Source organism: Nannocystis pusilla, from assembly GCF_020073745.1.
In the GTDB taxonomy this organism is placed as follows: Bacteria; Myxococcota_A; Polyangia; order Nannocystales; family Nannocystaceae; genus Nannocystis; species Nannocystis radixulma.
This window is the reverse complement of sequence record NZ_JAIRAU010000029.1, coordinates 75,879-96,839: the sequence shown is the minus strand read 5'-3', so window position 1 is coordinate 96,839 and position 20,961 is coordinate 75,879. Positions and strand designations below refer to the sequence as shown.

The window sequence follows — 20,961 nt, the reverse complement described above, 5'->3', positions numbered from 1 at the left end:
CAGGACATTTCCTTCAGGACATGTCCTCGAGTTCGAACACCTCGTGGGCGACCGACCGGCCGTACAGCCACTCACCGGGGTCGATGATCCCGACCGAGCGGAAGCCGAGCCGGCGGACCAGGGCCGCGCTGCGGGTGTTGCCGGGGGCGATCCGCGCCCGCAGGCAGCGCAGCCCGAGCCCGCCGAAGCCGAAGGCCACGACCGCGCGCAGGGCCGAGGTGGCGATCCCGCGGCCCATCGCCGGTCGCGCCAGCCAGTACCCGAGCGACGCGCGCAGCTCGTCCCAAGCGATCGCGTGGAAGCTGATCACCCCGACGGGCTCGCCGTCGTGGCGGATCGACCACACGATCGTGCCGTCGTCGTCGAACTGGCGCCGCGACTCGGCGATGAACTCGCGGACGTTCGCGGCGCTGTCGGTCGCGTCGAGCCAGCCGAGCCACTCGCGCAGGTGGGCCCGGTTGGCGTCGATCAGCCGGAACAGGGCCTCGGCGTCCGCCTCGTCCAGCCGGACCAGCTCGACCGGAGGCGCCGACCCCGTGAGCCGCAGCCCCCCGGCAGCGAGCTGCGCAGCCAGGCGAGCCCTAACTCCCGCACCCTCGCGACTCATGCCCTCGTGACTCGTCATGCCGTTCGCATGCGTACCACGGCGTCGAGGACGTTGGTGCGGAGCGGCGCACACCGGCAGCGCCGGTGCCATGGCGCGACGCCAGCAACCGCCGTGCCACCACGCGCCCGCAAGGACGTCTGCGACGACGCGCTCGCCGGCGCAGCCGGGCCGGGTGGCCGCGGATGAACCCGAGTCATCGTTCGCCTGCCGCCTCACCCCGTACGCGCCCTCGAGTGGCTGCCCGCCCCCGCCCTGGTCCCGCTTGTCCTCGCGGGATCTCTGGCCCGTCTGGACGCGCGCCATCATGGTGATCCCGCGGCTCGCCCTCGCCGGCGTGAGCGAGGGCGGACGCGAGACCGCCGATACCGGTGACCAGCCGCTCGCCGTCCCCGACCCCGGTCTATCCGAGCGCCATCGGCAAGCAGCTCGCGACCTAGCTGCTGGCCGACAACTGACCGACCGCCCGCCGGCGCACGGAAAGGCGCGAAGGACATGTCCTCAAGGGCATGTCCTTCACGACATACTCGCATTCACTTCGCCGGCAGCAGGTAGTACTGCTGCACCTGTTCGCCCGCCGCGGAGATCGCCTGCGGCGGGCCGACCTCGGGCGACAGCGGCACCATGTAGAGCGCGCCGAACTCGTTGTTCGCGTCCTTGACGGCGAAGAACGCCTGGGCGGCGTCGGGCCCGAGGCGACCGAGCAGGTGGACCTCATCCTGGAGGCCGCTGGTGAGGTTGACCGGCGTCCCCGGCGCCTCGCCGGCGAACTCGACGAGGAACAGGTCGAGCCGGTCGGCGACCTCCGAGCCGGCGTAGATCACCCGCTGACCGTCGGCCGACGTGGCGAAGGCCCCGCTCAGCAGATAGCTGCCGTCGGGCAGCGGCGCGTTGAGCTTGTGCGGCTCGCCCGGCGGCTCGAGGCGCGCGCGGTAGAGCTCGTTGGGCGACTGGTCGGTCTCCTGCGCGTAGTAGAACACGTGCGCCGGGTCGTCGCGCACGAAGGCGTCGTTGACCGTCCCGGTCGGCCCCAGCGGCCCGCTCGGCTGCAGGGGCGGCGCGTCGGGTTCGGCGATGTCGAGCACGTACGCGTGGTTGATCATCGGCGCCTCGATGTCGGCGAGGATCAGCACGCGCCTGTCCGGGAGCAGCTGCAGCGGCTTGGTGTAGACGTGCCCCGGCCCGCCGGTGTTGAGGTCGACCATCGGCCCCGCGCTCGCGCCGTCGACGGCGACGTGCGACAGGTCGCCCCACAGGCCGTCGCTGACGAACAGCAGCAGGTCCTTCTCGTCGTCGGACCAGCGGCGGCGCACGCCCGGCAGCGGCGGGTGCAGCGACACCATCGGGCCCGGCGGGTCGGCGCTGATGTCCATCGCGTGCGTCTCGGCCCCGTCGGCGAGGTTGAAGTACACCGTCTTCTCGTCGAGCGAGACGAAGCTGAAGTGGCCGCTGTCGTAGTCGGGGAATTCGGCCAGCGTGATCGCGTCGGCCGGGGCCGTGACGTCGCCCATCAGCTCCGTGCGCCCCGGGCCGTCGACCTCGGCCGTGCTGTACCAGATCCGCCCGCTCGTGCCCGAGATGTCGTGGATGTCATCGATGTAGGTGGCGGGACCGGCGGCCGACTCGACCGGCGCGAGCTCGCACTCGCCCGCCGGCCCGAGCGCACACACGTAATATTGATAGTCCGCGCCGTCGCTGCTGCCCTGCGGGGCGAACCAGACGATCAAATGCGACTCGTCGCGCGACGTCTTGGCCAGCGCGATCCGCTCGGCGTCGGGCGGCAGCGCGACCTCGTGGGCCGCGAGGGCGTCCAGGTCGACCGCCCACAGCCGCGGCGGCTCCGGCCCGAACGTGTAGTACGGCGCCCAGCGCCCGTCGACCACCGCCTCGCCCCGCGTCAGCGGCAGACCGCCGGGATCGACGAGGGTCACCGGCGGCTGGGCCACGCCGTCGACGATCTCGACGTAGCGGGCCGCCGACGCGGCCTGCGCGTTGTTGATCACGACGTGCGGATGATAGAGCACCCGCGTGATCGCCCCGTCGCCGCCGGTGGTGGTCGTGTCGCCGGTCGTGCCGGTCGTGCTCGTCGTCGTCGAATCGCCGGTGGTCGGCGCGCCGGTGGTCGGCACCTCGGTGGTCGGCGCCTCGGTGGTCTCGCCGGTCGAGGTCGACGTGCCCGGCGTGTCGCCCGGGGGCTCCGTCGTGCTCTCGGTGGTCGTCGCCGGGTCGCCCGGGCAAGCGGCCAGCACCATGGTCCATAAAACAAGCGGGAAGGAGCGAGCGAAAGTCATGAGAGCCGAGGGTACACGAGCCCGGTTTGCCGAACCAGACGCGACTGTGTCCACGACGGACCCCACGCCGGCCGCGAATCGTGTCCGCGATCGGCCCCAACATTGCCGGGCGGTCATGCGCCCGCGTCCGCCAGCGAGCCGCGCGCTCGCGCCGCTCCGCGCCGAGGACCGCGCCGCGGCGCGTGCGTGAAGCACACAACGGCTTGGTCTGCGGCCGCGGGCGGCGCCCTTGGCGAGGCGCATCAATGCGCCCACAATTTGCGAGCATGGCTGAAGTCTCGCACCTCGAATCGAGGCTCGAACATCTGATCGCGGTCGTCCAGGAGCTGTCGCTCGCCCGGACGCTGAATGACGTCACGGCGATCGTGCGCCACGCCGCGCGCGAGCTCGTCGGGGCCGACGGCGCCACCTTCGTGCTCCGCGACTGTGGACAATGCTTCTACGCCGACGAGGAGGCGATAAGCCCGCTCTGGAAGGGCAGGCGCTTCCCGCTCGCCACCTGCGTCAGCGGCTGGGTGATGCAGCAGGCGCGGTCCCTCGTCATCCCCGACGTGTTCGTCGACCCGCGGATCCCCGCCGACGTCTATCGGGCGACCTTCGTCAAGAGCATGGCGATGGTGCCGATCCGCCGGACCAGCCCGATCGGCGCGATCGGGACCTACTGGGCCCGGCGCCGCACGACCAGCGAGCGCGAGGTGGCGCTGCTGCAGGCGCTGGCCGACAGCACCTCGATCGCGCTGACCAACATCGAGCTCTACAACGACCTCGAGCGCCGGGTCCGCGAGCGGACCGCGCAGCTCCAGGCCCTCGCCGACGAGCTCGAATCGTTCGCCTACGCCGTCTCCCACGACCTGCGCGCGCCGCTGCGGGCGATCGAAGGTCTGTCCGCCGCGCTCTCCGAGGACTACGCCGACGCCCTCGACCCACGCGGCCGCGACTGGCTGACCCGGGTGCGCCGCAGCGCCGCCCGCATGGATCGCATGATCGGCGACATGCTCGGCCTGTCGCGCGTCCAAGCCGGCGGCAGCGCCCCGCACCGCGAGACCGTCGACGTGTCCGCGCTGGCCCGCAGCGTCGCCCGCGAGCTGCAGGACGGCCAGCCCGCCCGGCGCGTCCGCGTCGTCGTCGCCGAGAGCTTGGTCGCCCTCGCCGACCCCGGGCTGCTGCGCGTGCTGCTGCAGAACTTGCTCGGCAACGCGTTCAAGTTCACCCGCCCGCGCAGCGAGCCGACCGTCGAGGTCGGCGCGCGCGAGGTCGACGGCGAGCTCGTCTATCACGTGCGCGACAACGGGGTCGGCTTCGACGCCGCGCGAGCGAGCGAGCTGTTCGGGCCGTTCCGCCGCCTGCACGCCGAGAGCGAATTCCCCGGCACCGGCATCGGCCTGGCGACCGTCCGGAGGATCGTGCGCCGCCACGGCGGCCGGGTCTGGGCCGAGTCGAGCCCCGGCGCCGGCGCCACTTTCTACTTCACCCTCGCGCCGGGCGACCTCGCTCATGTCCCCAAGGACATGTCCGTCGAGGCGCCCGCGCGTGCCCGGCCCGAACCGGCGCTGGTGGACGTCCGGTGACCCGCCCGCTCGGCGTGCTGGTGGTCGACGACTGCGAGGAGGACGCCATCCTCCTCGTGCGGGCGCTCGAGCGCGGCGAATTCGCCGTCCGCTGGGCCTGCGTCGACACGCCGGAGGGGATGGACCACGAGCTGAAGGCGGGCCCGTGGGACGTGGTCCTGTGCGACTGCGCCATGCCGCGGTTCGACTGCCTCGCCGCGCTCGCGGCGGTGCGCGCGGCGGGCCTCGACCTGCCGATGATCGTGGTGTCGGGCGCGCTGCGCGAGGAGGACGCCGTCGAGGCCCTCCGCGCCGGCGCCCGCGACTTCATCGTCAAGGGCCGCCTCGCGCGCCTGGTGCCCGCCGTCGAGCGCGAGCTGCGAGAGGCCGAGCTGCGCCGCCGCCACCGCGTCACCGAGGCGCGCCTGGCCGAGTCGGAGAAGCTGCGCGCTCTCGGCGAGATGGCCGCCGGCATCGCCCACGACCTGCGCAACATCTTCACGCCGCTGCAGCTGCAGGTGTCCATGCTGCGCCGCCACCTCGCCGCCGACCCCGCCGGGCTCGAGTCGCTCGCCAAGATCGATCGGGTAGTCGCCGTCGGCGCCGAGGTCATCGAGCGGCTGAGCGGGTTCAGCCGCCGCGACGGCGCCGACCACCTCCCGCTCGCGCTCGCCGACGTCGCCCGCGCCGCCGTCGAACTGTGCCGCCACCGCCTGCGCCGCACCTCGAACGTGCGACTCACCCTCGACGAGTCACCGGCGCCGCCGATCCGGATCTGCCGGGGCGAGCTCACCTCGGCGCTCGTCAACCTGATCGGCAACGCCCTCGACGCCGTCGCCGACGCCGGCACGGTGACGGTGCGCACCTGCGCCGACGCGGACGGCGCCTGCGTCGAGGTCGCCGACGACGGGCCGGGGATCCCGCCCGACGTGCAGCCGCGGGTGTTCGAGCCGTTCTTCACCACCAAGCCCGCGGGCAGCGGGCTCGGGCTGGCGATCGTGCGCGCGTTCGTCGAGCGCCACGGCGGTCGGCTGTCCCTCGAGACATCCGCCGACGCCGGCACGCGCGTGCGCATGTGGTTCCCGGCGTGCCCGCCGGCTCAGGCCGCGCCGGCCAGCGGCGGGGCCGGAGCGGCCTCCGGGATGCCGTAGTAGAGGCGCGCCGCCAGCCCGCCCTCCTGCTCGATGCGCTCCGCGGCCGGGCCGGCGACCAGCTCGATGCGGGCCCCCGCGGCCATCGCCAGCTCGGGCAGGCGCACGCGCAGCTCGACGTCGCCGAGCGGCCACGGCACCAGCAGCAGCTCGACCTGCTTGTTCTTCAGGCACTCGAGCACCGTGGCGATCCCGAGCGCGCCGCGCCCCCCGGCCTTGGCCAGGTCGACCACCTCGTCGACGAGCGCGCGCTCGTGCTCGCGCTCGAACTCGAGGGCCCGCGGCATCATCGCGTCCCAGGTCGCCTGGTCGCCGAGGTGCAGCGGCGTCGGCACGATCCCGATCACCGCGCGCGCCACCGTGTCGTGCATCTGCTCGATCACGCAGTGCGCCGACGTCTCGATCCCCCCGAGCAGGAGCCGCTTCGCACCTGACTGTTCGAGCAGGTGACCGCATTGCTCGGCGACGTCGCGGTAGAACCGGCGCGCGTGGTCCTGGATCGTGGCGGCGAACGCGTCGCGGTTGTTGCCGCCCTGGGGATAGTTGCCCTCGTTGCGGCCGGTCGGCATCATCGTCTTCTGCGGGAAGTCGTACTCGAACACCTCGTTGAAGCGGGTGTCGCCGAGGCCGGCGCGCCCGAGCTGGGCGACGAAGAAGCGGGCCTTCTCGGAGTCGACGAGGGTGACCACGTAGGGCTCGTACTCGTCGAGCAACCACAGCAGCGAGGCCACGGCCGGCCGCCCGAAGTGGCACTCGGGGGCGACGATCGGGACCTTGAGCTGCAGCACCTGCTCGGCCCTCGGCGTGAAGAACGCCGCGACCGCCTTGCACTCCGGGCGCAGGTTGGTGAAGTAGTGCTCGGCGCGAGCGATGAGCTCCGCCGTCTCCGGCTCGGCGTGCTTGGCCTTCAGCTCGCGCAGCGAGTTCTTGAGCCAGATCCGCCAGCCCGGCGTCCGCCCCTGGTTCTCGAACAGCGAGGGGTCGACCTGGGCGTAGACCGAGAGCGTCTTGTCGGCCGCCGGTTGACTGAGCACGCGATTCACATCGGAAAGCTTGAGCATCCAGACCTCGTTGTCGCCAAGTCTGGTCAATCGCCCCGCGCGCGCAAACCAGCGGGCGAGCTCTGCCGAGCCGCGATCGGAATGTGGGCACCCTGGGCGGGCGCGACCGTGCCTCGCGGCCGGCCGGGCCGCCGCCGCGCGTCGTGGGCGCAGCAGCCCGGCGCTCGTCCGCTCGCCCACCCTATTCCGTCCCCAGCAGGACGAGGCCGCTGCGCGCTCCCCCGCCGTCGATGCGTCCGTCGCCGTCGCTCGCCGCGCGCCGGCCTCAGCCCTCGCGATGGAAGCCGACGCGCCGCACGGTCGATTACGGCTTCACGGCGCCCGGCGAGAACGTCGCCAGCGACGGCGGTCGCGTCTGTTGCAGCCGCGTCGCCACCGCCTCGGCCGCTCGCAGCACGCGGAGCAGGTTGCGGCCGGCCAGCTTCTCGAGCTCCTCGTCGGTCCAGCCGCGCCCGGCCAGCTCGGCCAGCAGGTACGGGTAGCGCGACACGTCCTCGAGGCCCTCCGGCGCCGCGCCCATGCCGTCGAAGTCGCTGCCGAGGCCGACGTGGTCGACGCCGGCGACGCGGCGCACGTGCTCGACGTGGTCGGCCACCTGCGCCAGCGTGGCGCGCGGCTGCGGCTGGGCGTCGATCTCCGCCTGCCGCCTGGCCCGCGCCTGCGGGTCGGCGATCTTGGCCGCCTCGGCGCGCGCCTTCCTGCGCGCCTCCCGGGCCTCGTTGGCCGCGCTCGACACGTACGCCGGCAGGAACGTGACCATCACGATCCCGTCGTTTTCGGCCACCCGCTTCAGGATGTCGTCGGGCACGTTGCGGGCGACGTCGGTGATCGCCCGCGCCGACGAGTGCGAGAAGATCACCGGCGCCTCGCTCACCCGCAGCGCGTCGTCCATCGTCGCCGGCGACACGTGCGACAGATCGACGAGCATGCCGAGGCGGTTCATCTCGCGCACCACCTCCTCGCCGAACGGCGTCAGCCCGTCGTGGCGCGGCGGCAGCACCGCGCAATCGGCCCAGTCGGTATGTACATTGTGCGTCAGCGTCAAATAGCGGACCCCGAGCGCGTAGTAGGCCCGCAGGGCGCCCAGCGAATTGGCCAGCGTGTGCCCGCCCTCGGCCCCGAGCAGCGAGGCGATCCGCCCGCTGCGAAACGCCTGCTCGACCTCGTCGGCGGTCCCGGCGAGCGCCAGGTCGTCGGGGTACTGGGCGATGATCCGCCGCGCCAGATCGATCTGCTCGAGCTGCAGGCGCACCATGTCCCCGGCCGGCCGGTCGCCGGGCACGTACACCGACCAGAACTGCGCCCCCAGCTTGCCGGCGCGCAGCCGCGGCAGGTCGGTGTGGCCCTTCGTGGCCGCCCGCAGGTCGTACGCGGCGACGTCGCCGGGCGCCGCCTCGTGCTCGCGGATCGCCCACGGCAGGTCGTTGTGGCCGTCGATCAGCGGCACGCGGGCGAGCACGGCGTGGGCCCGCTGCAGCGCCGGATCGGCCGCGAGCGCCGGATCGATCGCCGGAGCCTCCGCGGCGCTCGGCGTCGGCTGCACCGCCGGCGCCGCCAGCGTCGACGCCGGCGTCGGTGCGGCTCGTGCCGCGACCGGTGCCGGCGCCCCGGACGACTGGCCACAACCGACTGCGACGATTCCCACGCCGAACGCGAGCAGCGACGCGCGCGCCCCGGCGAATTTGCCCTGGCCCGAAATCACCGCGCCAGTCTATCACGCCGCGCCCGCTCGATCGCCGGCGAACCGGTCGATGCAATCGGGCCCGCATTTCCAATTCGATTGCCCGTATTCGCCTCGCCGACGCCGCCGAATCCGCGCCCCGGCGCCGCCCCCTCGCCACGGCCCTGTGCTGCGCAAACGCAGAGCTCTGCGCCTTTCGCGCATCCACAGAACCCCTCCCCTGCCCATCCAGATCCCGTCGACACGACACTAAAGTTTTAACTTGACCATGAAACCAGCCTCCCCGATACTCAAGTCCATGCTTGACCAAGGCGCCGTCGACCGGGTTTTTCACGCGCTCGCCGATCCGTCTCGTCGCGCCATGGTCGAGCGGCTCAGTCGAGGGCCGGCTTCGGTCAAGGAGCTGGCGGCGCCGCTGTCGATGAGCCTCGCGGCGGTCGTGCAGCACGTGCAGGTGCTCGAGCAGAGCGGCGTGATCCGGACCGAGAAGGTCGGCCGGGTCCGCAGCTGTCGCCTCGACCCCGCCGGGCTGAACGTCGCCGAGCGCTGGATCGCCGACCGTCGCGCCCTGTGGGAGCGCCGCCTCGACCGCCTCGGCGACCTGCTCGCCGGGCCCGAATCGCCCCCCGAACCGCGAGCGCCCGACACCACGGAGGAAGACAGATGAACACGGAGACCGTCCACAGCACCATCACGCTCGAACGCACCTACCCCGTCGCTCCGGAGCGAGTGTTCGCCGCCTGGGCCGACCCCGCGCAGAAGCGGCGGTGGTTCGCCGAGGGCGAGGGCTGGCAGGTCCTGGGCTACGAGCTCGACTTCCGCGTCGGCGGCCGCGAGACCGCCAGCTTCCGCGGCACCACCCACCCCGCCACCTTCCGCAACGACGGCCATTGTTACGACATCGTCCCGGGCCGGCGGATCGTCATGGCCTACACCATGAGCGCCGACGACCGCCGGATCTCCGCCTCGCTCGGCACCGTCGAGCTGCGCCCGGTCGACGGCGGCACGCGGCTCGTCTACACCGAGCAGGCCGCGTTCTTCGACGGCGCCGACGGCCCGCGCCTGCGCGAACAGGGCTGGCGCGACCTGCTCGACGCGCTGGCCCGCGAGCTCGCCCCGCGCTGATTCAGCGCAGCGGCAATCGCAGCACCTGCACCGGGAACAGCTTCTCCGGCGCGAAGATCTTGCCGCCCTCGAAGCTGCGCAATTGACTGTTGGCGATGTACACCAGCGAATCGTCGACCAGCACGCCGGTGGTGGGAATGATGAAATCGGGGTGACCCGCCTCGAGCACCGTCACGGCCTCGATCCGGTCGAAGCCCGGCGTCAGCGACAGGCGCACGATCCGCCCGCCGCCGGCGCCGTTGTCGACCCCGATCAACGCCCCGCGGTGGAAGTACAGCCCGTCGAAGCCGTGCGTGAAGGCCCCGCGCGGGTGCGGCAGCACCCGCAGCTGCCGCGTCGCCAGCGGGATCGCCGTCACCCCGCGCACGAAGTCGGCCACGAACAGCGTGCCCCCGTCGTCGGACAGGGCGATCCCGTTGGGGTAGCCGAAGCTGCCGGCGGGCACGAACTCCTCGAGGCGCGCGTCCGGTCCCGGCCGCAGCACGTGCACCCCCCCGCCCTCGCTGTCGGTCACGTACACCTCGCCGCCCTTCGCTATGACCATATCGTTGAGGAGGCCCTGGCGCTTCGCGTCGAGCGGATAGCGAGCGAGCATCTTGCCGGTCGACGGATCGATCTCGTGCAGCGCCGCGCGCCCGCGGTGCTCGGCCTCGACGTAACCCGGCATCGACGGCACCGCCGCGCTGGCCACCCACAGCGAGCCGCGGTCGGCGTCGAACTTCATCCCGAGCGGGCTGTAGAGCCCCTCGTTCGGCGGCCCGACGTCGACCACGAGGTCGCGCGCCGCCCCGCTCGCGTCGACCGCCACGATCTTGCGCTTGTAGATGCTGCCGACGAAGAAGGTCCCGGTCTTCGGGTCGTGGGCGATGCCCTCGGGGATCAGGTCGCGCTCGGCCAGCGTGAACGCGCGGACGCTCGCCGACGCCGGCAGCCGGGCCCGCGCCGCCTGCACCAGCCGCTCGAACTCGGGCCCCTCGAGCCCCGGGAAGTCGTGCCTCTGCGGCACGAGCAGGCTGCCTGCCTTGTCGAGGCGCGTCAGCTCCGCCTGCGCGTCGGTGGTGAGCTTCGCCGCCGCCAGCACCGACGCGTGCTGATAGTCGAGCGCCGGATCGCCGGCATCGATCGCCGCCGCGCGGTCCAGCGCCGCCAGGGCGGCCGGGAAATCGCCGCGCCCGAGCGCCCCGCCGAGCTCGCCGTACGCCGTCGCCAGCGCCTCGGTCTCCGCGTCCGAGAGCATCTGCCCCTTCGCCTCCGCCGGAGGCTCGGGGGGCGCGCTGGGAGGCGCACAGGCGGTCACGAGGGCAGCGAGGAGCAGCAGGCGGCGCATGGTGCAATCGTACTGACGAAGCCGGCTCGCTGTTTCCCCGATGCAGCACGTGGCCGAGAAGCGCGATCTCGCGCGCCCCGGCCGTGCAACCCGCGACGAAATGAGATAGAAATGGCAGCCATGTTCGACTTTAAAGTTTACCTACCAGGCGTGGCGCTCGCGCTGGTCACCGGATGCAAGAGTCCCCCGACGGCGCCGGCCGACAGCGACGGGACGACGACCACGACGACGACCACGACGACGACCGCGACGACGACCACCACCACCACCACCGGCACATCGCCGACCTCGACCGGCGGCGAGACGACGTCCGGCACGACGGGGAGCACCAGCGAGTCGGTCGATTCGAGCACGAGCGACGACGGGTCGTACATCATCATTCCCGACCTCGGGCCGCAGCCCCCGTGCGACTGCGCGGAGGACGAGCTGTGCGTCTACGAGATCCTCAGCGACTCGTGGGTCAAGATCTGCGTCGCGGCTCCTGCAGGCTGCGCACCGCAGCAGAAGTGCTCGGCGGCGTGCATGCAGGCGTGCGTGCACCCGACCCCGCCCCGCCCCGATTGCGACGACGATCCCGCCGAGGCGCTGGTGTGCGACGGCTGGTCGTCGTCGGCCTGCAGCCCGTGGGGGCAGAACTGTCCCGAAGGCCAGAAGTGCGCCCCGCTCGTCGACAAGGTGGGCTCGAACTGGGAGCTCGAGTGCGTCGCGCTCGCCGACCCCGCGCCCGCCCTCGGCGAGCCGTGCCTCGGCCCCGCGGGCTCGCCGACCGGCAAGGACGACTGCGCCGCCGGGGCGCTGTGCTGGCCGATCGACGGCGACGGCGACAAGAAGTGCGTCGCCAACTGCGGCGGCACTCCGGACGACCCGGAGTGCGCCGTCGATCAGGTGTGCGCCACCCTCCGCGACGGCACGATCACCGCCTGCCTGCCGATCTGCGACCCGCTGGTGCAGGACTGTCCCATGGGACAGGTCTGCTCGCCGGGCCTCGACGGCTTCGCCTGCCTGCCCGACACCTCCGGCTCCGACGGCGACCTGCTCGACAACTGCTCCGAGCACGACGGCTGCGACGCCGGGTTCCACTGCCTCCCGTGGCCGCTGCAGACGGATTGCGGGCATTACGCTTGCTGCGCCCCGTTCTGCGACGTGAACGCCCCCGACTGCCCGAACGGCTCGGACTGCGTGTCGCCCTACTCGCTCGACGACACCGAGCCGCCGCCCGACTGGGATCACGTCGGCGTGTGCGTCAAGCCCAAACCGTGAATTCGGCTGGCTCTTCGGACAGGTCGACGCCTATACCCTCTCTGACTCATGAAGGGTTGCGAGGTGAAACATGCGTGCGTACTCGATCCTCATGATTCTCGTCTTCTGCTGCTCCATCCTTGCGTGCGGAGACGATCAGCCCGCGCCAGACTTGGAGTCCATCAGTCGCGATTACCGCGCGATTGTCCAGATGTGCAACCCTGAGGCTGACTTCCCCAGCGAGGAGGAGTGCGAGGCTCATTCCTCGAAGGCGTACTCCATGGCGCGGAAGGATGACCCGGAGTGTTTTGATGCTCGTGTCAGCCGGGAGAGCTGTGTTGGCACGCTGAAGGACTGTACTGAATACGATCAGTATTTGCATGCCATGGGTACGAAATGCCTGGAAGAACGCGATGACTTCTACAAGCATTGCATGGTCATCTAAGCCAGCTCGACGGATGCCAGGCGGCTCGCAGAACATCCGGTAGCTCCGCAGCGAGTACAGCGCCATCAGCAGCGTCGCCTTGAGCGGCGATTCCGGCGGGATCGACGGCCGCCCGACCTTCGAGTACATACCGTCGAACACCGGCGCGAGGTCATTCAGCGCCTCGTCCACGAGCTTCTTCGCCGCCACCGGTGACTCGCCGAACCTCGCTAACGTGACCGCCGAGGCGGGCAAGCTCATGCCCGCGTACACGCTGCTCGCCTAACCGCGTCAGGGAGCGACGCCACGCTGGGGGTCGCGGAGCCGCGGCATCATGCACATCGTCGTCGATGCTCCGAACGATGTACGCTCAGCGGCTCTCGAGCCGCGCGTCCCTCCGCGCGTCGTCGCGTGATAGGCGAGATCGCGGAGGTAGTTCATGTCTGTCGATCGATCTGATTTACCACGCACGCACGTCGTCACGTCAGGAACGTTCGCCGCAGTCCCACAGGGCTTTGAGGGTGCGAAGGGCAGCCTGCGCTATGTCCTGAAGCCGGAGTTCCAGACGGTGCCCGTCCCCGGCCACAACCAGCTCGCCACGTGGGCCGTGCCTCGCGGCCATGCTCTCCTCGACCTGGCCGCCGTTCACCTCAACGACCTCGACCAGGCCACCCTCTAGCGCGATCTGGAGCTGGTCTCGGCCGCGGTGCGCGACCACTTCCCGGAAGTGCTGAAGATCGTGACGGCGTTCGGCCCGCACGGCACGGCCGAGCAGCAGGCCGAGGCCCTCAAGATCGCCGAGCGCTTGAAGCTCACCGAGAGCACGGCAGCGAAAGCCGGCGGCGGCCTGCTGGGAATGGTCGTGATCGTCGGCGCCTGCCTGTTCGCGTCCTGCTTCGCCAACTGCCCGCCGCCGGGAGGCGGCTCGCCCAAGTTCCCGGACACTCCCGGCCAGCCCCCGCCGTGAGCCGTTGCGGCTCTGGCCGTCCACGTGTAAAGCCGTGGCATGTCCAAACGCGTCGCGCTCATGCTGGCGACCATGGCGGCGCAGCTCGTGTGGATCAACGCGAGCTGGCGCTCGGGCCTGATGCCGCCTGACTCTCCCGTGGTCCAGGGCGTGCTGGTCCACGGACCCATGCTGATCGTCGCCGGCGTGGCTCTGGTCCTCGCAGTCCGCCGCGGTCTCTTCACACCCGCCGAGCTCGGCCTCGAAGCTCCCGCTTGGACGATGCGATGTGGCCGTGCCGGTCGCGTGCTGCTCCTGCTGGCGATCTTCCTCGCCGGCGCGCTGATCGATATCTCGGGCCCGCTCGGCACCATGACCGCGAACGGCATGAGCTACAGCGAGATCGTCCATCACCTGTTCCGCTACGAGTACCGCTACATCTACGGCCGCCTCGAGCCCCCGCTCTCGACATGGGACGTCGGCGTGCATGCGGTGAGCACCATCGTCTTCCCGCCGCTCACGGAGGAGATACCCTATCGGGCCCTGTTCATCCCGGTCGCGCTCTCGCGGCTGTCGCGGAGCGGGGCAGCGATGGCGTCGGGCGTCGTGTTTTTCCTGTACCACTGGCTCGCTGGTTGGGCGCCACATCCCGCCTTTTTTCTGCACGGGTGGGCCTTCGCATGGGCCTTCATGCTGGTCGGGCTGGCGGGTTCGATCGCCGCGCATGCGGGAGTGCTGCTCGGCGTGGTCGTGCTCGGCACCTTCGCTGGTTTCGCATCGACCCCTTGACGCACGAAGCCCCGGTCGCTCGCGCTCCGGGGCGGCCTGATCGCGTCGGTCGCATCACTCCTTCGGCCAACACACCTCGCGCAGCTCTCGCGCCTGGCGCCCGCCGCCATCGCCTCATTGCCGGTACCAGTCGTCGAACGGCGCCAGCGCCCACAGCACCGTCTTCCACGTCGTGTACGTCTCGATCGCCTGCGGCCCGCAGTCGCGGCCGAAGCCGGAGGACTTCACCCCGCCGAACGGCACCTCGACGGGCGTCGGGTTGTAGTTGTTGATCCACACGTAGCCCGACTGCAGCTCTTGCGTGCAGCGGAGGGCCCGCTGCACGCTCGACGTCCACGCGCCTGCGGCCAGCCCGAACTCGGTCGCGTTGGCCAGCGCGATCGCCTCGTCGTCGTGTTCGAACCGCGTCACCGTCACCACCGGCCCGAAGATCTCCTCCTGGAACACGCGGTGCTCCGCGGCCACGTTCGCCAGCACCGTCGGCAGGTACCAGTGCCCGCGCGCGAAGTGGTCGCCCTGCGGCGGCGGCCCGCCGCACAGCAGCGTCGCGCCCTCCGCCACCCCGAGCTCGACGTAATCGGCGACCTTGCGCGCGTGCCTCTTCGAGATCAGCGCGCCCATCTGGCAGCGCTCGTCGAGCGGCGGCAGCACGCGGATCGCCCGCGCGCGCTCGACCAGGCGGGCCACGAAGCGATCGTAGATGCCGGCCTGCACGAGCAGCCGGCTGCCTGCGTTGCAGTTCTCGCCCTGATTGTAAAAGATGCCGAACGCCGCGCCCGCGCTGGCGCGCTCGAGGTCAGCGTCGTCGAACACGATGTTGGGCGACTTGCCGCCGAGCTCGAGCTGCGTCGGTCGCAGCAGGTCGGCGCGCGCGTGCAGCACCTTGCGGCCGGTCACCACCCCGCCCGTGAACGCCAGCACGTCGACGTCGCGGTGGATCGACAGCGGCGCGCCCGCGTCGGCACCTGTCCCGCAGACCACGTTGAACACGCCCGGCGGCACCCCGGCGGCCAGCGCCAGTTCGGCCGCCGCCAGCATCGTCAGGCTGGTCAGTTCGCTCGGCTTGAGCACCACGCTGCAGCCGCAGCACAGCGCCGGCGCGAACTTCCACGCGCCCACGTACAGCGGAAAGTTCCACGGCGTGATCTGCCCGACCACCCCGGCCGGCTCGCGCATCACCATCGCGTAGTTGTTGCCCGGCGCGCGCATCGTCTGCCCCGCGATCTGCGACGCCAGCCCGGCGTAGTACTCGAGGATCTCCGCCGTCCCGGTGATGTCGGCGCGGGCCTCCGCGATCGGCTTGCCGCTGTCGCGCGTCTCGAGCCACGCCAGCGCCTCGGCCTCCTCGCGGATCGCCCGCGCGAACGCCCACAGCACCCGCCCGCGGTGCGCCGGATCGGCGCGCGACCACGCCCCGGCGGAGAAGCTCGCGCGCGCCGCCCGGACCGCGCGGTCGATGTCCCCGGCGTCGCCCGCCGGGATGTGGGCGAAGATCTCGCCGGTCGCCGGATCTTCGACCGGCAGCGTCGCCCCGCTCGTCGGCGGCATCACCTGTCCGTCGATCACGTGGCCCTTGGGGTGGAGGAAGCGCGCGGCGCCGGCGGGGATCGTTGCGTGGTCCATGGCGGTCGTGGCCCGGAGTCTACCCGTGAAGGCGTCCCCGCGGATACGCCCGGCCGCCCCCGCCTGCACCGTCCTCGCGCGGCTGATACCCTCCGTCGTCATGGTCACCCAGACGCCCCTGTTCGCCGCGCTCCTGCTCCTCCTCGTCACGCTCCTGGGCGTCAACACCTCGCTCACGCGGATGCGGCTCAAGATCAGCGACGGCGACGGCGGCGACAAGCGCATGATTCGCGCCATTCGCGCGCACGGCAACGCGCTCGAGCATGTGCTGCCATTCGTGCTCCTGCTCTACTTCTATGAGCAATCGCCCGGCGCCTCCCCTGCCGCGATTCGCTGGTTCGGCGGGCTGTTCCTGGCCGCCCGGATCGGCCACGCCGTGGCCATGCTGCGCGGGCCGTTCGATCTGCGCCGCCTCTCCGCCACCGCGACCATCGTGCTCGAGGTGTGGCTGACCCTGGCGCTGCTGCGCAACCTCCTGTGAACGTCCTCGACCTCACCGGCGTCGCCGTGCTCGACGCCACCGCCTCATGGGCCGCCCGCCTCCTCGCGTCGGCGAACCATCTCGGCGATCCACAGCGGCGCGTAGGGCGGCGTGCAGCCGGGGGAAGCAGGATAGTCGATGAGGACGGCCAGCCGCTCGCCGATCCTGATCGCTCGCTTGCGAAGCGCCGGGTGATGAATGCCGATCTCCGCGAGGCAGTGATTCATGGCCCACTGTTTCTGCGCAGGTGCCTGCTTCATCTCCGCCTCGATCTGGTCGAGCAACGCGGCGAGGTCGAGGCCTTGAGCCTTCTTGACGACCCGCTCGGTCGTCAAGCTCCAGCCTGCGCGACCGACGAGGTCGTCGCCGTCCTTCCAGCCGAGGCGGAGCTCCTCGGCGTGGCGGCCGGGCTTCACCACGTTGACGATGAACCAATCGAGGAGCTTGGGCGCGCCGATGTCGCGGATCATCGCGTCGAGCTCGGCCGCGGAGAAGTTCTTCGGCTTGCACACCAGAGTCGCGAGGAGGCGCGCGGCGGTATCGCCGGTCGCCCACAGCTGAATTGCCAGGTCATGCTGTGTCTTGAGCCGCTTGGCGAGCGTACGAAGTTGGGTGAGGTTGACCCCGTGATCGTCGCCGCGGCGTTCGTTGGCCTCGCGCATCTTCGGGTCTTCCAGCGCGGCGAGCTCGCGCATGACTTCCTTGACCGTCGTGCTCGTGGACATGGTGCTCCCTTTCGCTCCCAGGGTCTCATACGCCTCCGGGACGAGCAATGGCCGGACGAGGACGAGAGCACCGTGGATGACCGATCATGATTCCAAGGTCGGTGCGAGCGTGAATATCGGGATGCGGCGAATCCCCCGCGACCGCGAAGGTGACGACCGGTGCGAGCCTCGGTGCCCGGGCGAAGATCCGGGTCCATGGGCCGCGGCGACCTCCCGCCATCGAGCTCCGCGGCATGCGGCCGACACAGGCAGATGTCGAGGCGCACGCGCGGCCCACAGCGCGCTCACTGCTCGCTCTCGGCGCGCCGGCGGAGCGCCGCGGTCTCGGCCGCCATCCCCGCGCGCAGGGCCGGTCCGTAGCGCCGCATCGCGGTCTTCCTGCTCGATCCCTCGAGCAGCAGCTCCTGGCGGAACAGCACCGTCCCGTCGGGCCGGAGCACGAGCCAGCGGCAGCGCTGCCCGTAGACGAACGCGGTCGTCCACCCCGCGTCGCGCCAGCAGAAACGCGTGTTCGGCTCGACCGCCAGCACCACGTGTTCGGCGCGCCGCCGGTCCTCGCCCAGCGCGACGTCGGCCCACACCGTCGCGCCTGTCTCCGCCTTGCCCTCCACCTGGTTGACCCACGGGTTCCAGCGCGAGTAACCCGCGAGATCGACCAGCACGGCCCACACGCGCTGCGGCGTCGCGGCGATCACGGCCTCCTCTCGCAGCACGATCGAGCGGGCCGAGGGGGTCCGGGGGACCTGGTCGTGCGCGCAAGCCGGGAGGAGGACCGCGAGCACGATGAACCGGGGACGCATGCGCCGGGAGTTCCTCCTGCCTCTTACCAGATCGGCGACCGCGTGTCCTGGGCCGCCGATCGCCTGCGGCGGGAGTGACCGCTCACAGCGTACGGTACGGCGGCCGGTCGAACAGCGTCGTGTCGAGCGACGCCTCGCCCCCCGGGTGTCCGGGTGGCCGCGCCTGGCCGACGGGGCCAGGCGCGCGAGGCGCGGCACTCATATCCTTCATGACATGTCCTTCATGACATGTCCCATCGGCCATTTGTCCGTCACCGGCGCCGGCCGGCGCCGCCGTCAGGAGCGCAGCGCCAGCTCGAGCGCGTCCTGCAGCGTCGCCACCGTCGTCAGCGACTGCGCCTCGAGGCCGAGCCGCACGATCAGCGTCGCCACCACCGGCGAGATGCCGGACAGCACGCAGCGGCAGCCGAGCAGCCCGACCGCGCGGCTGGTCCGCAGCAGCGACTCGATGGTGGCAGTGTCGATCTCCTGCAGGCCCGTCAGATCGAGGATCGCCGTGCGCGCCCCGCTGCGAGAGATCGCCGACAGCAGGTCGTCGGTCACGCGCGCAGCGCGGTCGCCGTGCAGCGTCCCCAGCACCGGCACCGCGAGCACCCCGCGGCCGACCTGCAGGACTGGGCTGCTCATCCGCTCGATCACCTGCTCTTGCGCGCGCAGGCGGGACATCTGCTCCACCTGGTCGGTGATGTCCATGATGTAGCCGAAGTAGTGGGTGATCGCGTCGCGTTCGTCGCGGAGGATCACGGTGTAATCGGCGATCCACAGCGGGCGCCCGTCGGCGTGCAAGATCCGGTACGGCTGGTGGACGAACCACGTCGCCCCGCTCTTGCTGTGGCTCGTCACCTCCTCGAACACTTGCGGGAGGTCCGCCTCGTGGATGAGCGACGCGTACGGCCGGCGGCCGCTGGCGAAGTCCTCGAGCGGGTAGCCGGTCAGCTGCTCGACGTTGGGCGACACGTACTCGATCGGCCAGCCCTCGCGGTTTTGCCAGCGGAACACGACCACCGGCCCGACCGCGAACAGCAGGCGCTCCTGCAGGCGGGCGTCGGAGGCGCGGATCAGTTGGTTGACCTCGCGCTCGAGCTCGCCGAGCGCGTCGTCGCCGGGCGCGCCGATCGGCTCGGGGAGGCCGGCGTCGGCGATGCTGCGCACGCGCCGGACGAGCTGCTGGATCCGCGACTCGACATTCGACATTCGGCGACACACTAAACGAGGTTTACCCCCGGCAACAAGCGTCTTCACGCCCCCGCCCGCGACCGCCGACCGCGCCTCCCGTGGCCTGGATTCACCACGGGGAGCGAGCGTCGGTGAATGTGGGTCCGATGAGTCGCCGCTCGGACTGCCCACAATTCCGGCACATCGCGGCGTCGGGCCCGCCGCTGTCCCCGCCGTGGCTCAGGCCGATGGTCGCGCGCTCACGCGCCGCGGCGGGGCGCTCGCCGCGGCGGGCGAGGCACGGGAGGGAGCACCCGATACGCAAAGGCGGGCGCTGTGCGGCCCGAACCCGAAGATGAATCGCGGTCAACAGCCATGTCCCTGGTACAACAAGAATACATGTCCTCGAGGACATGCTCCCGAGAACATCTCATCCCGCGGACCGCCGCGGCGCCGAACGGCCGGATCTTCTGCGGATATCGCCACCGGCCGATCGAGCGCTCTCATTCGTCCCACCATTCCGCCGCCGGCCTCGTGCCCCCGCCTCGCCGGCGATCACCGTGCGGCCGCCGGGCGGCGCCCCGCCTCTCTGCGCTGATTCAGCGCGTCTGCCACCACCTCGAGATCCGCGGTGAACCTCGCCATCTCCGCCCGGCGGTCCGCCGACGTCCGCTGGCGCAGGATCGACGACGGGTGGACCGTCGCCAGCACGTGGGGCACGCGCTCGTCGGGCAGCAGCACCCCGCGCTGCTGCGTCACCTTGAACGAGCGGCCCAGCAACGCCTGGGCCGCGGTCGCGCCGAGGCACACCAGCACCTCCGGGCGGATGAGCTCGATCTCCTTCTCGAGCCACGGCAGGCACGCCCCCACCTCGCGGGCGCTCGGCTTCTTGTGCAGGCGCCGGTTGCCGCGCCCCTCCCACTTGAAGTGCTTGACCACGTTCGTCACGTACGCGTCGTCGCGGGCGATGCCGGCCTGCTCGAGCGCCTGGTCGAGCACGCGTCCGGCCGGCCCGACGAACGGCGCGCCGGCGATGTCCTCGTCGTTGCCCGGCTGTTCGCCGACGAGGATCAGGCGCGCGCCGGTCGGTCCGGCGCCGAACACCGTCTGCGTCGCGTTGCGGTAGAGGGGGCAGCCATGGCATCCGTCCGCGGCCGCCCGCAGGGCGGGCAAGGACAGCCGCGCCGGCAGGAAGTCCCGCGCGCTGCCCGTCACGTCGTCGTCTTCGTCGTCGTGCATGCGCGAAGCATGGCGCGGGTAGCGACGATGCGCGCGTGCGGATCGCTCGCCTGCGTGCTCGTCGGCGATCCGGTGCTACACAGCGACCATGCTCGCGCTCGCCGTCTCCGCGCAGTCGTCGCTGGCCTGCCCCGATTGCGCTCCTGTCCGTGCGGCCCGGGCCGCCATCGCGGCCGACCCGGAGCGGTGGTTGTACGCGTTCGCCGTCGCCGCCCCGTTCGTGGTCGCCTCGGTGGTGATCGCCCTCGTCTACCGCGCAGGCGCGGCAAAGGAGTCCCGTCCATGGCGATGAACGAACAGCACGACGGCCCGCTGATCGCCGCCGGCATCGCCCTCGGCGTCGGTCTCGGCGGCTTCGTCGACGGCATCGCGCTGCACCAATTGCTGCAGTGGCACAACATGCTCAGCAGCCGCCTGCCGCCCGACAACCTCGTCGACATGAAGATCAACATGATGTGGGACGGCCTGTTTCACGTCCTCACCTGGCTGATGACCGTGGTCGGCCTGGCGCTGCTGTGGCGCGCCGGCGGCCGCAGCGACGTCCCCTGGCGCGGGCGCACCCTGCTCGGCGGCCTCGCGCTCGGCTGGGGTCTCTTCAACTTCGTCGAGGGCCTCGTCGATCACGAGATCATCGGCATCCACCACGTGCACCCCGGCGCCCACGAGCTCGCCTGGGACCTCGGCTTCCTCGGCTCGGGCCTGTTCCTCGTCGGCCTCGGCACCGTGCTGATCATCGCGGCGCGGCGCTGACGC

General features: G+C 71.4%; 21 protein-coding genes. 10 read left to right on the top strand and 11 right to left on the bottom strand.

All coding sequences use genetic code 11. The features are described from left to right. Positions 1–13: 13 nt before the first annotated feature. On the bottom strand, positions 14–625 hold the full coding sequence (locus K7C98_RS23960) for a GNAT family N-acetyltransferase (RefSeq protein WP_224194071.1): 612 nt from the start codon (positions 623–625) through the stop codon (positions 14–16). Positions 626–1,137: 512 nt separating this feature from the next. Next, entirely contained in the window at positions 1,138–2,895 is a 1,758-nt protein-coding gene (locus K7C98_RS23955; RefSeq protein WP_224194070.1) for a hypothetical protein, read from the bottom strand. A gap of 266 nt (positions 2,896–3,161) precedes the next feature. Between K7C98_RS23955 and K7C98_RS23950 the strand changes: the two genes are divergently transcribed. Both K7C98_RS23950 and K7C98_RS23945 read left to right on the top strand, forming a co-directional pair. After that, positions 3,162–4,463, top strand: a complete 1,302-nt coding sequence (locus K7C98_RS23950; protein ID WP_224194069.1) for a sensor histidine kinase — start codon at positions 3,162–3,164, stop codon at positions 4,461–4,463. Further along, positions 4,460–5,593 carry a sensor histidine kinase gene (locus K7C98_RS23945; protein WP_224194068.1) on the top strand — a complete coding sequence of 378 codons (1,134 nt, stop codon included), beginning with the start codon at positions 4,460–4,462 and terminating at the stop codon, positions 5,591–5,593. The genes K7C98_RS23950 and K7C98_RS23945 overlap by 4 nt, the downstream gene beginning before the upstream one ends. Here the strand turns inward: K7C98_RS23945 and K7C98_RS23940 are convergent. Both K7C98_RS23940 and K7C98_RS23935 read right to left on the bottom strand, forming a co-directional pair. Beyond that, entirely contained in the window at positions 5,542–6,654 is a 1,113-nt protein-coding gene (locus tag K7C98_RS23940; RefSeq protein WP_224194067.1) for a hypothetical protein, read from the bottom strand. The genes K7C98_RS23945 and K7C98_RS23940 overlap by 52 nt on opposite strands. 304 nt (positions 6,655–6,958) lie before the next feature. Then, a complete protein-coding gene (locus tag K7C98_RS23935) occupies positions 6,959–8,161 on the bottom strand; it encodes a dipeptidase (RefSeq protein ID WP_431312840.1) in 1,203 nt (400 codons plus the stop codon). A gap of 472 nt (positions 8,162–8,633) precedes the next feature. Between K7C98_RS23935 and K7C98_RS23930 the strand changes: the two genes are divergently transcribed. Continuing rightward, positions 8,634–9,002, top strand: a complete 369-nt coding sequence (locus tag K7C98_RS23930; RefSeq protein ID WP_224194065.1) for an ArsR/SmtB family transcription factor — start codon at positions 8,634–8,636, stop codon at positions 9,000–9,002. Beyond that, positions 8,999–9,460, top strand: a complete 462-nt coding sequence (locus tag K7C98_RS23925; RefSeq protein WP_224194064.1) for an SRPBCC family protein — start codon at positions 8,999–9,001, stop codon at positions 9,458–9,460. The genes K7C98_RS23930 and K7C98_RS23925 overlap by 4 nt, the downstream gene beginning before the upstream one ends. A 1-nt stretch (position 9,461) precedes the next feature. Here the strand turns inward: K7C98_RS23925 and K7C98_RS23920 are convergent, their stop codons facing one another. Next, complete coding sequence (locus K7C98_RS23920; RefSeq protein ID WP_224194063.1) at positions 9,462–10,787, bottom strand: SMP-30/gluconolactonase/LRE family protein; 1,326 nt, start codon at positions 10,785–10,787, stop codon at positions 9,462–9,464. A 111-nt stretch (positions 10,788–10,898) separates the two neighbouring features. Between K7C98_RS23920 and K7C98_RS23915 the strand changes: the two genes are divergently transcribed. Then, positions 10,899–12,047 (top strand): hypothetical protein, encoded by a 1,149-nt coding sequence (locus K7C98_RS23915; RefSeq protein ID WP_224194062.1) that lies wholly within the window; start codon positions 10,899–10,901, stop codon positions 12,045–12,047. A gap of 46 nt (positions 12,048–12,093) precedes the next feature. Here K7C98_RS23915 and K7C98_RS45525 read toward each other — a convergent pair whose 3' ends face one another. Beyond that, complete coding sequence (locus K7C98_RS45525) at positions 12,094–12,711, bottom strand: hypothetical protein (RefSeq protein ID WP_431312839.1); 618 nt, start codon at positions 12,709–12,711, stop codon at positions 12,094–12,096. A gap of 445 nt (positions 12,712–13,156) precedes the next feature. Here K7C98_RS45525 and K7C98_RS23905 point away from each other — a divergent pair, with 445 nt between their 5' ends. Beyond that, complete coding sequence (locus K7C98_RS23905) at positions 13,157–13,417, top strand: hypothetical protein (RefSeq protein ID WP_224194061.1); 261 nt, start codon at positions 13,157–13,159, stop codon at positions 13,415–13,417. Between the two features lie 39 nt (positions 13,418–13,456). Continuing rightward, the gene (locus K7C98_RS23900; RefSeq protein WP_224194060.1) at positions 13,457–14,185 is read left to right on the top strand and encodes a CPBP family intramembrane glutamic endopeptidase; all 729 of its coding nucleotides are present in this window, start codon (positions 13,457–13,459) and stop codon (positions 14,183–14,185) included. Positions 14,186–14,299: 114 nt separating this feature from the next. On the opposite strand, the gene K7C98_RS23895 is transcribed toward K7C98_RS23900, so the two are convergent. Beyond that, positions 14,300–15,808, bottom strand: coding sequence for an aldehyde dehydrogenase family protein (locus tag K7C98_RS23895; RefSeq protein ID WP_224194059.1), 1,509 nt, complete (start codon positions 15,806–15,808; stop codon positions 14,300–14,302). Between the two features lie 100 nt (positions 15,809–15,908). Between K7C98_RS23895 and K7C98_RS23890 the strand changes: the two genes are divergently transcribed. Beyond that, positions 15,909–16,289, top strand: a complete 381-nt coding sequence (locus K7C98_RS23890; protein ID WP_224194058.1) for an MAPEG family protein — start codon at positions 15,909–15,911, stop codon at positions 16,287–16,289. 44 nt (positions 16,290–16,333) lie between these two features. On the opposite strand, the gene K7C98_RS23885 is transcribed toward K7C98_RS23890, so the two are convergent. From K7C98_RS23885 to K7C98_RS23870, 4 genes are all read right to left on the bottom strand, one after another. Further along, positions 16,334–17,014, bottom strand: a complete 681-nt coding sequence (locus tag K7C98_RS23885) for a DNA alkylation repair protein (RefSeq protein ID WP_224194057.1) — start codon at positions 17,012–17,014, stop codon at positions 16,334–16,336. A gap of 284 nt (positions 17,015–17,298) precedes the next feature. Then, positions 17,299–17,814, bottom strand: a complete 516-nt coding sequence (locus K7C98_RS23880) for an SRPBCC domain-containing protein (RefSeq protein WP_224194056.1) — start codon at positions 17,812–17,814, stop codon at positions 17,299–17,301. A gap of 276 nt (positions 17,815–18,090) precedes the next feature. After that, on the bottom strand, positions 18,091–19,008 hold the full coding sequence (locus K7C98_RS23875; RefSeq protein ID WP_224194055.1) for an STAS domain-containing protein: 918 nt from the start codon (positions 19,006–19,008) through the stop codon (positions 18,091–18,093). A 516-nt stretch (positions 19,009–19,524) separates the two neighbouring features. Beyond that, the gene (locus tag K7C98_RS23870; RefSeq protein ID WP_224194054.1) at positions 19,525–20,208 is read right to left on the bottom strand and encodes a UdgX family uracil-DNA binding protein; all 684 of its coding nucleotides are present in this window, start codon (positions 20,206–20,208) and stop codon (positions 19,525–19,527) included. 88 nt (positions 20,209–20,296) lie between these two features. Between K7C98_RS23870 and K7C98_RS23865 the strand changes: the two genes are divergently transcribed. Next, positions 20,297–20,500 (top strand): hypothetical protein, encoded by a 204-nt coding sequence (locus K7C98_RS23865; protein WP_224194053.1) that lies wholly within the window; start codon positions 20,297–20,299, stop codon positions 20,498–20,500. Then, positions 20,491–20,958, top strand: coding sequence for a DUF2243 domain-containing protein (locus K7C98_RS23860; protein ID WP_224194052.1), 468 nt, complete (start codon positions 20,491–20,493; stop codon positions 20,956–20,958). The genes K7C98_RS23865 and K7C98_RS23860 overlap by 10 nt, the downstream gene beginning before the upstream one ends. The last annotated feature ends 3 nt before the right edge of the window (positions 20,959–20,961 follow it).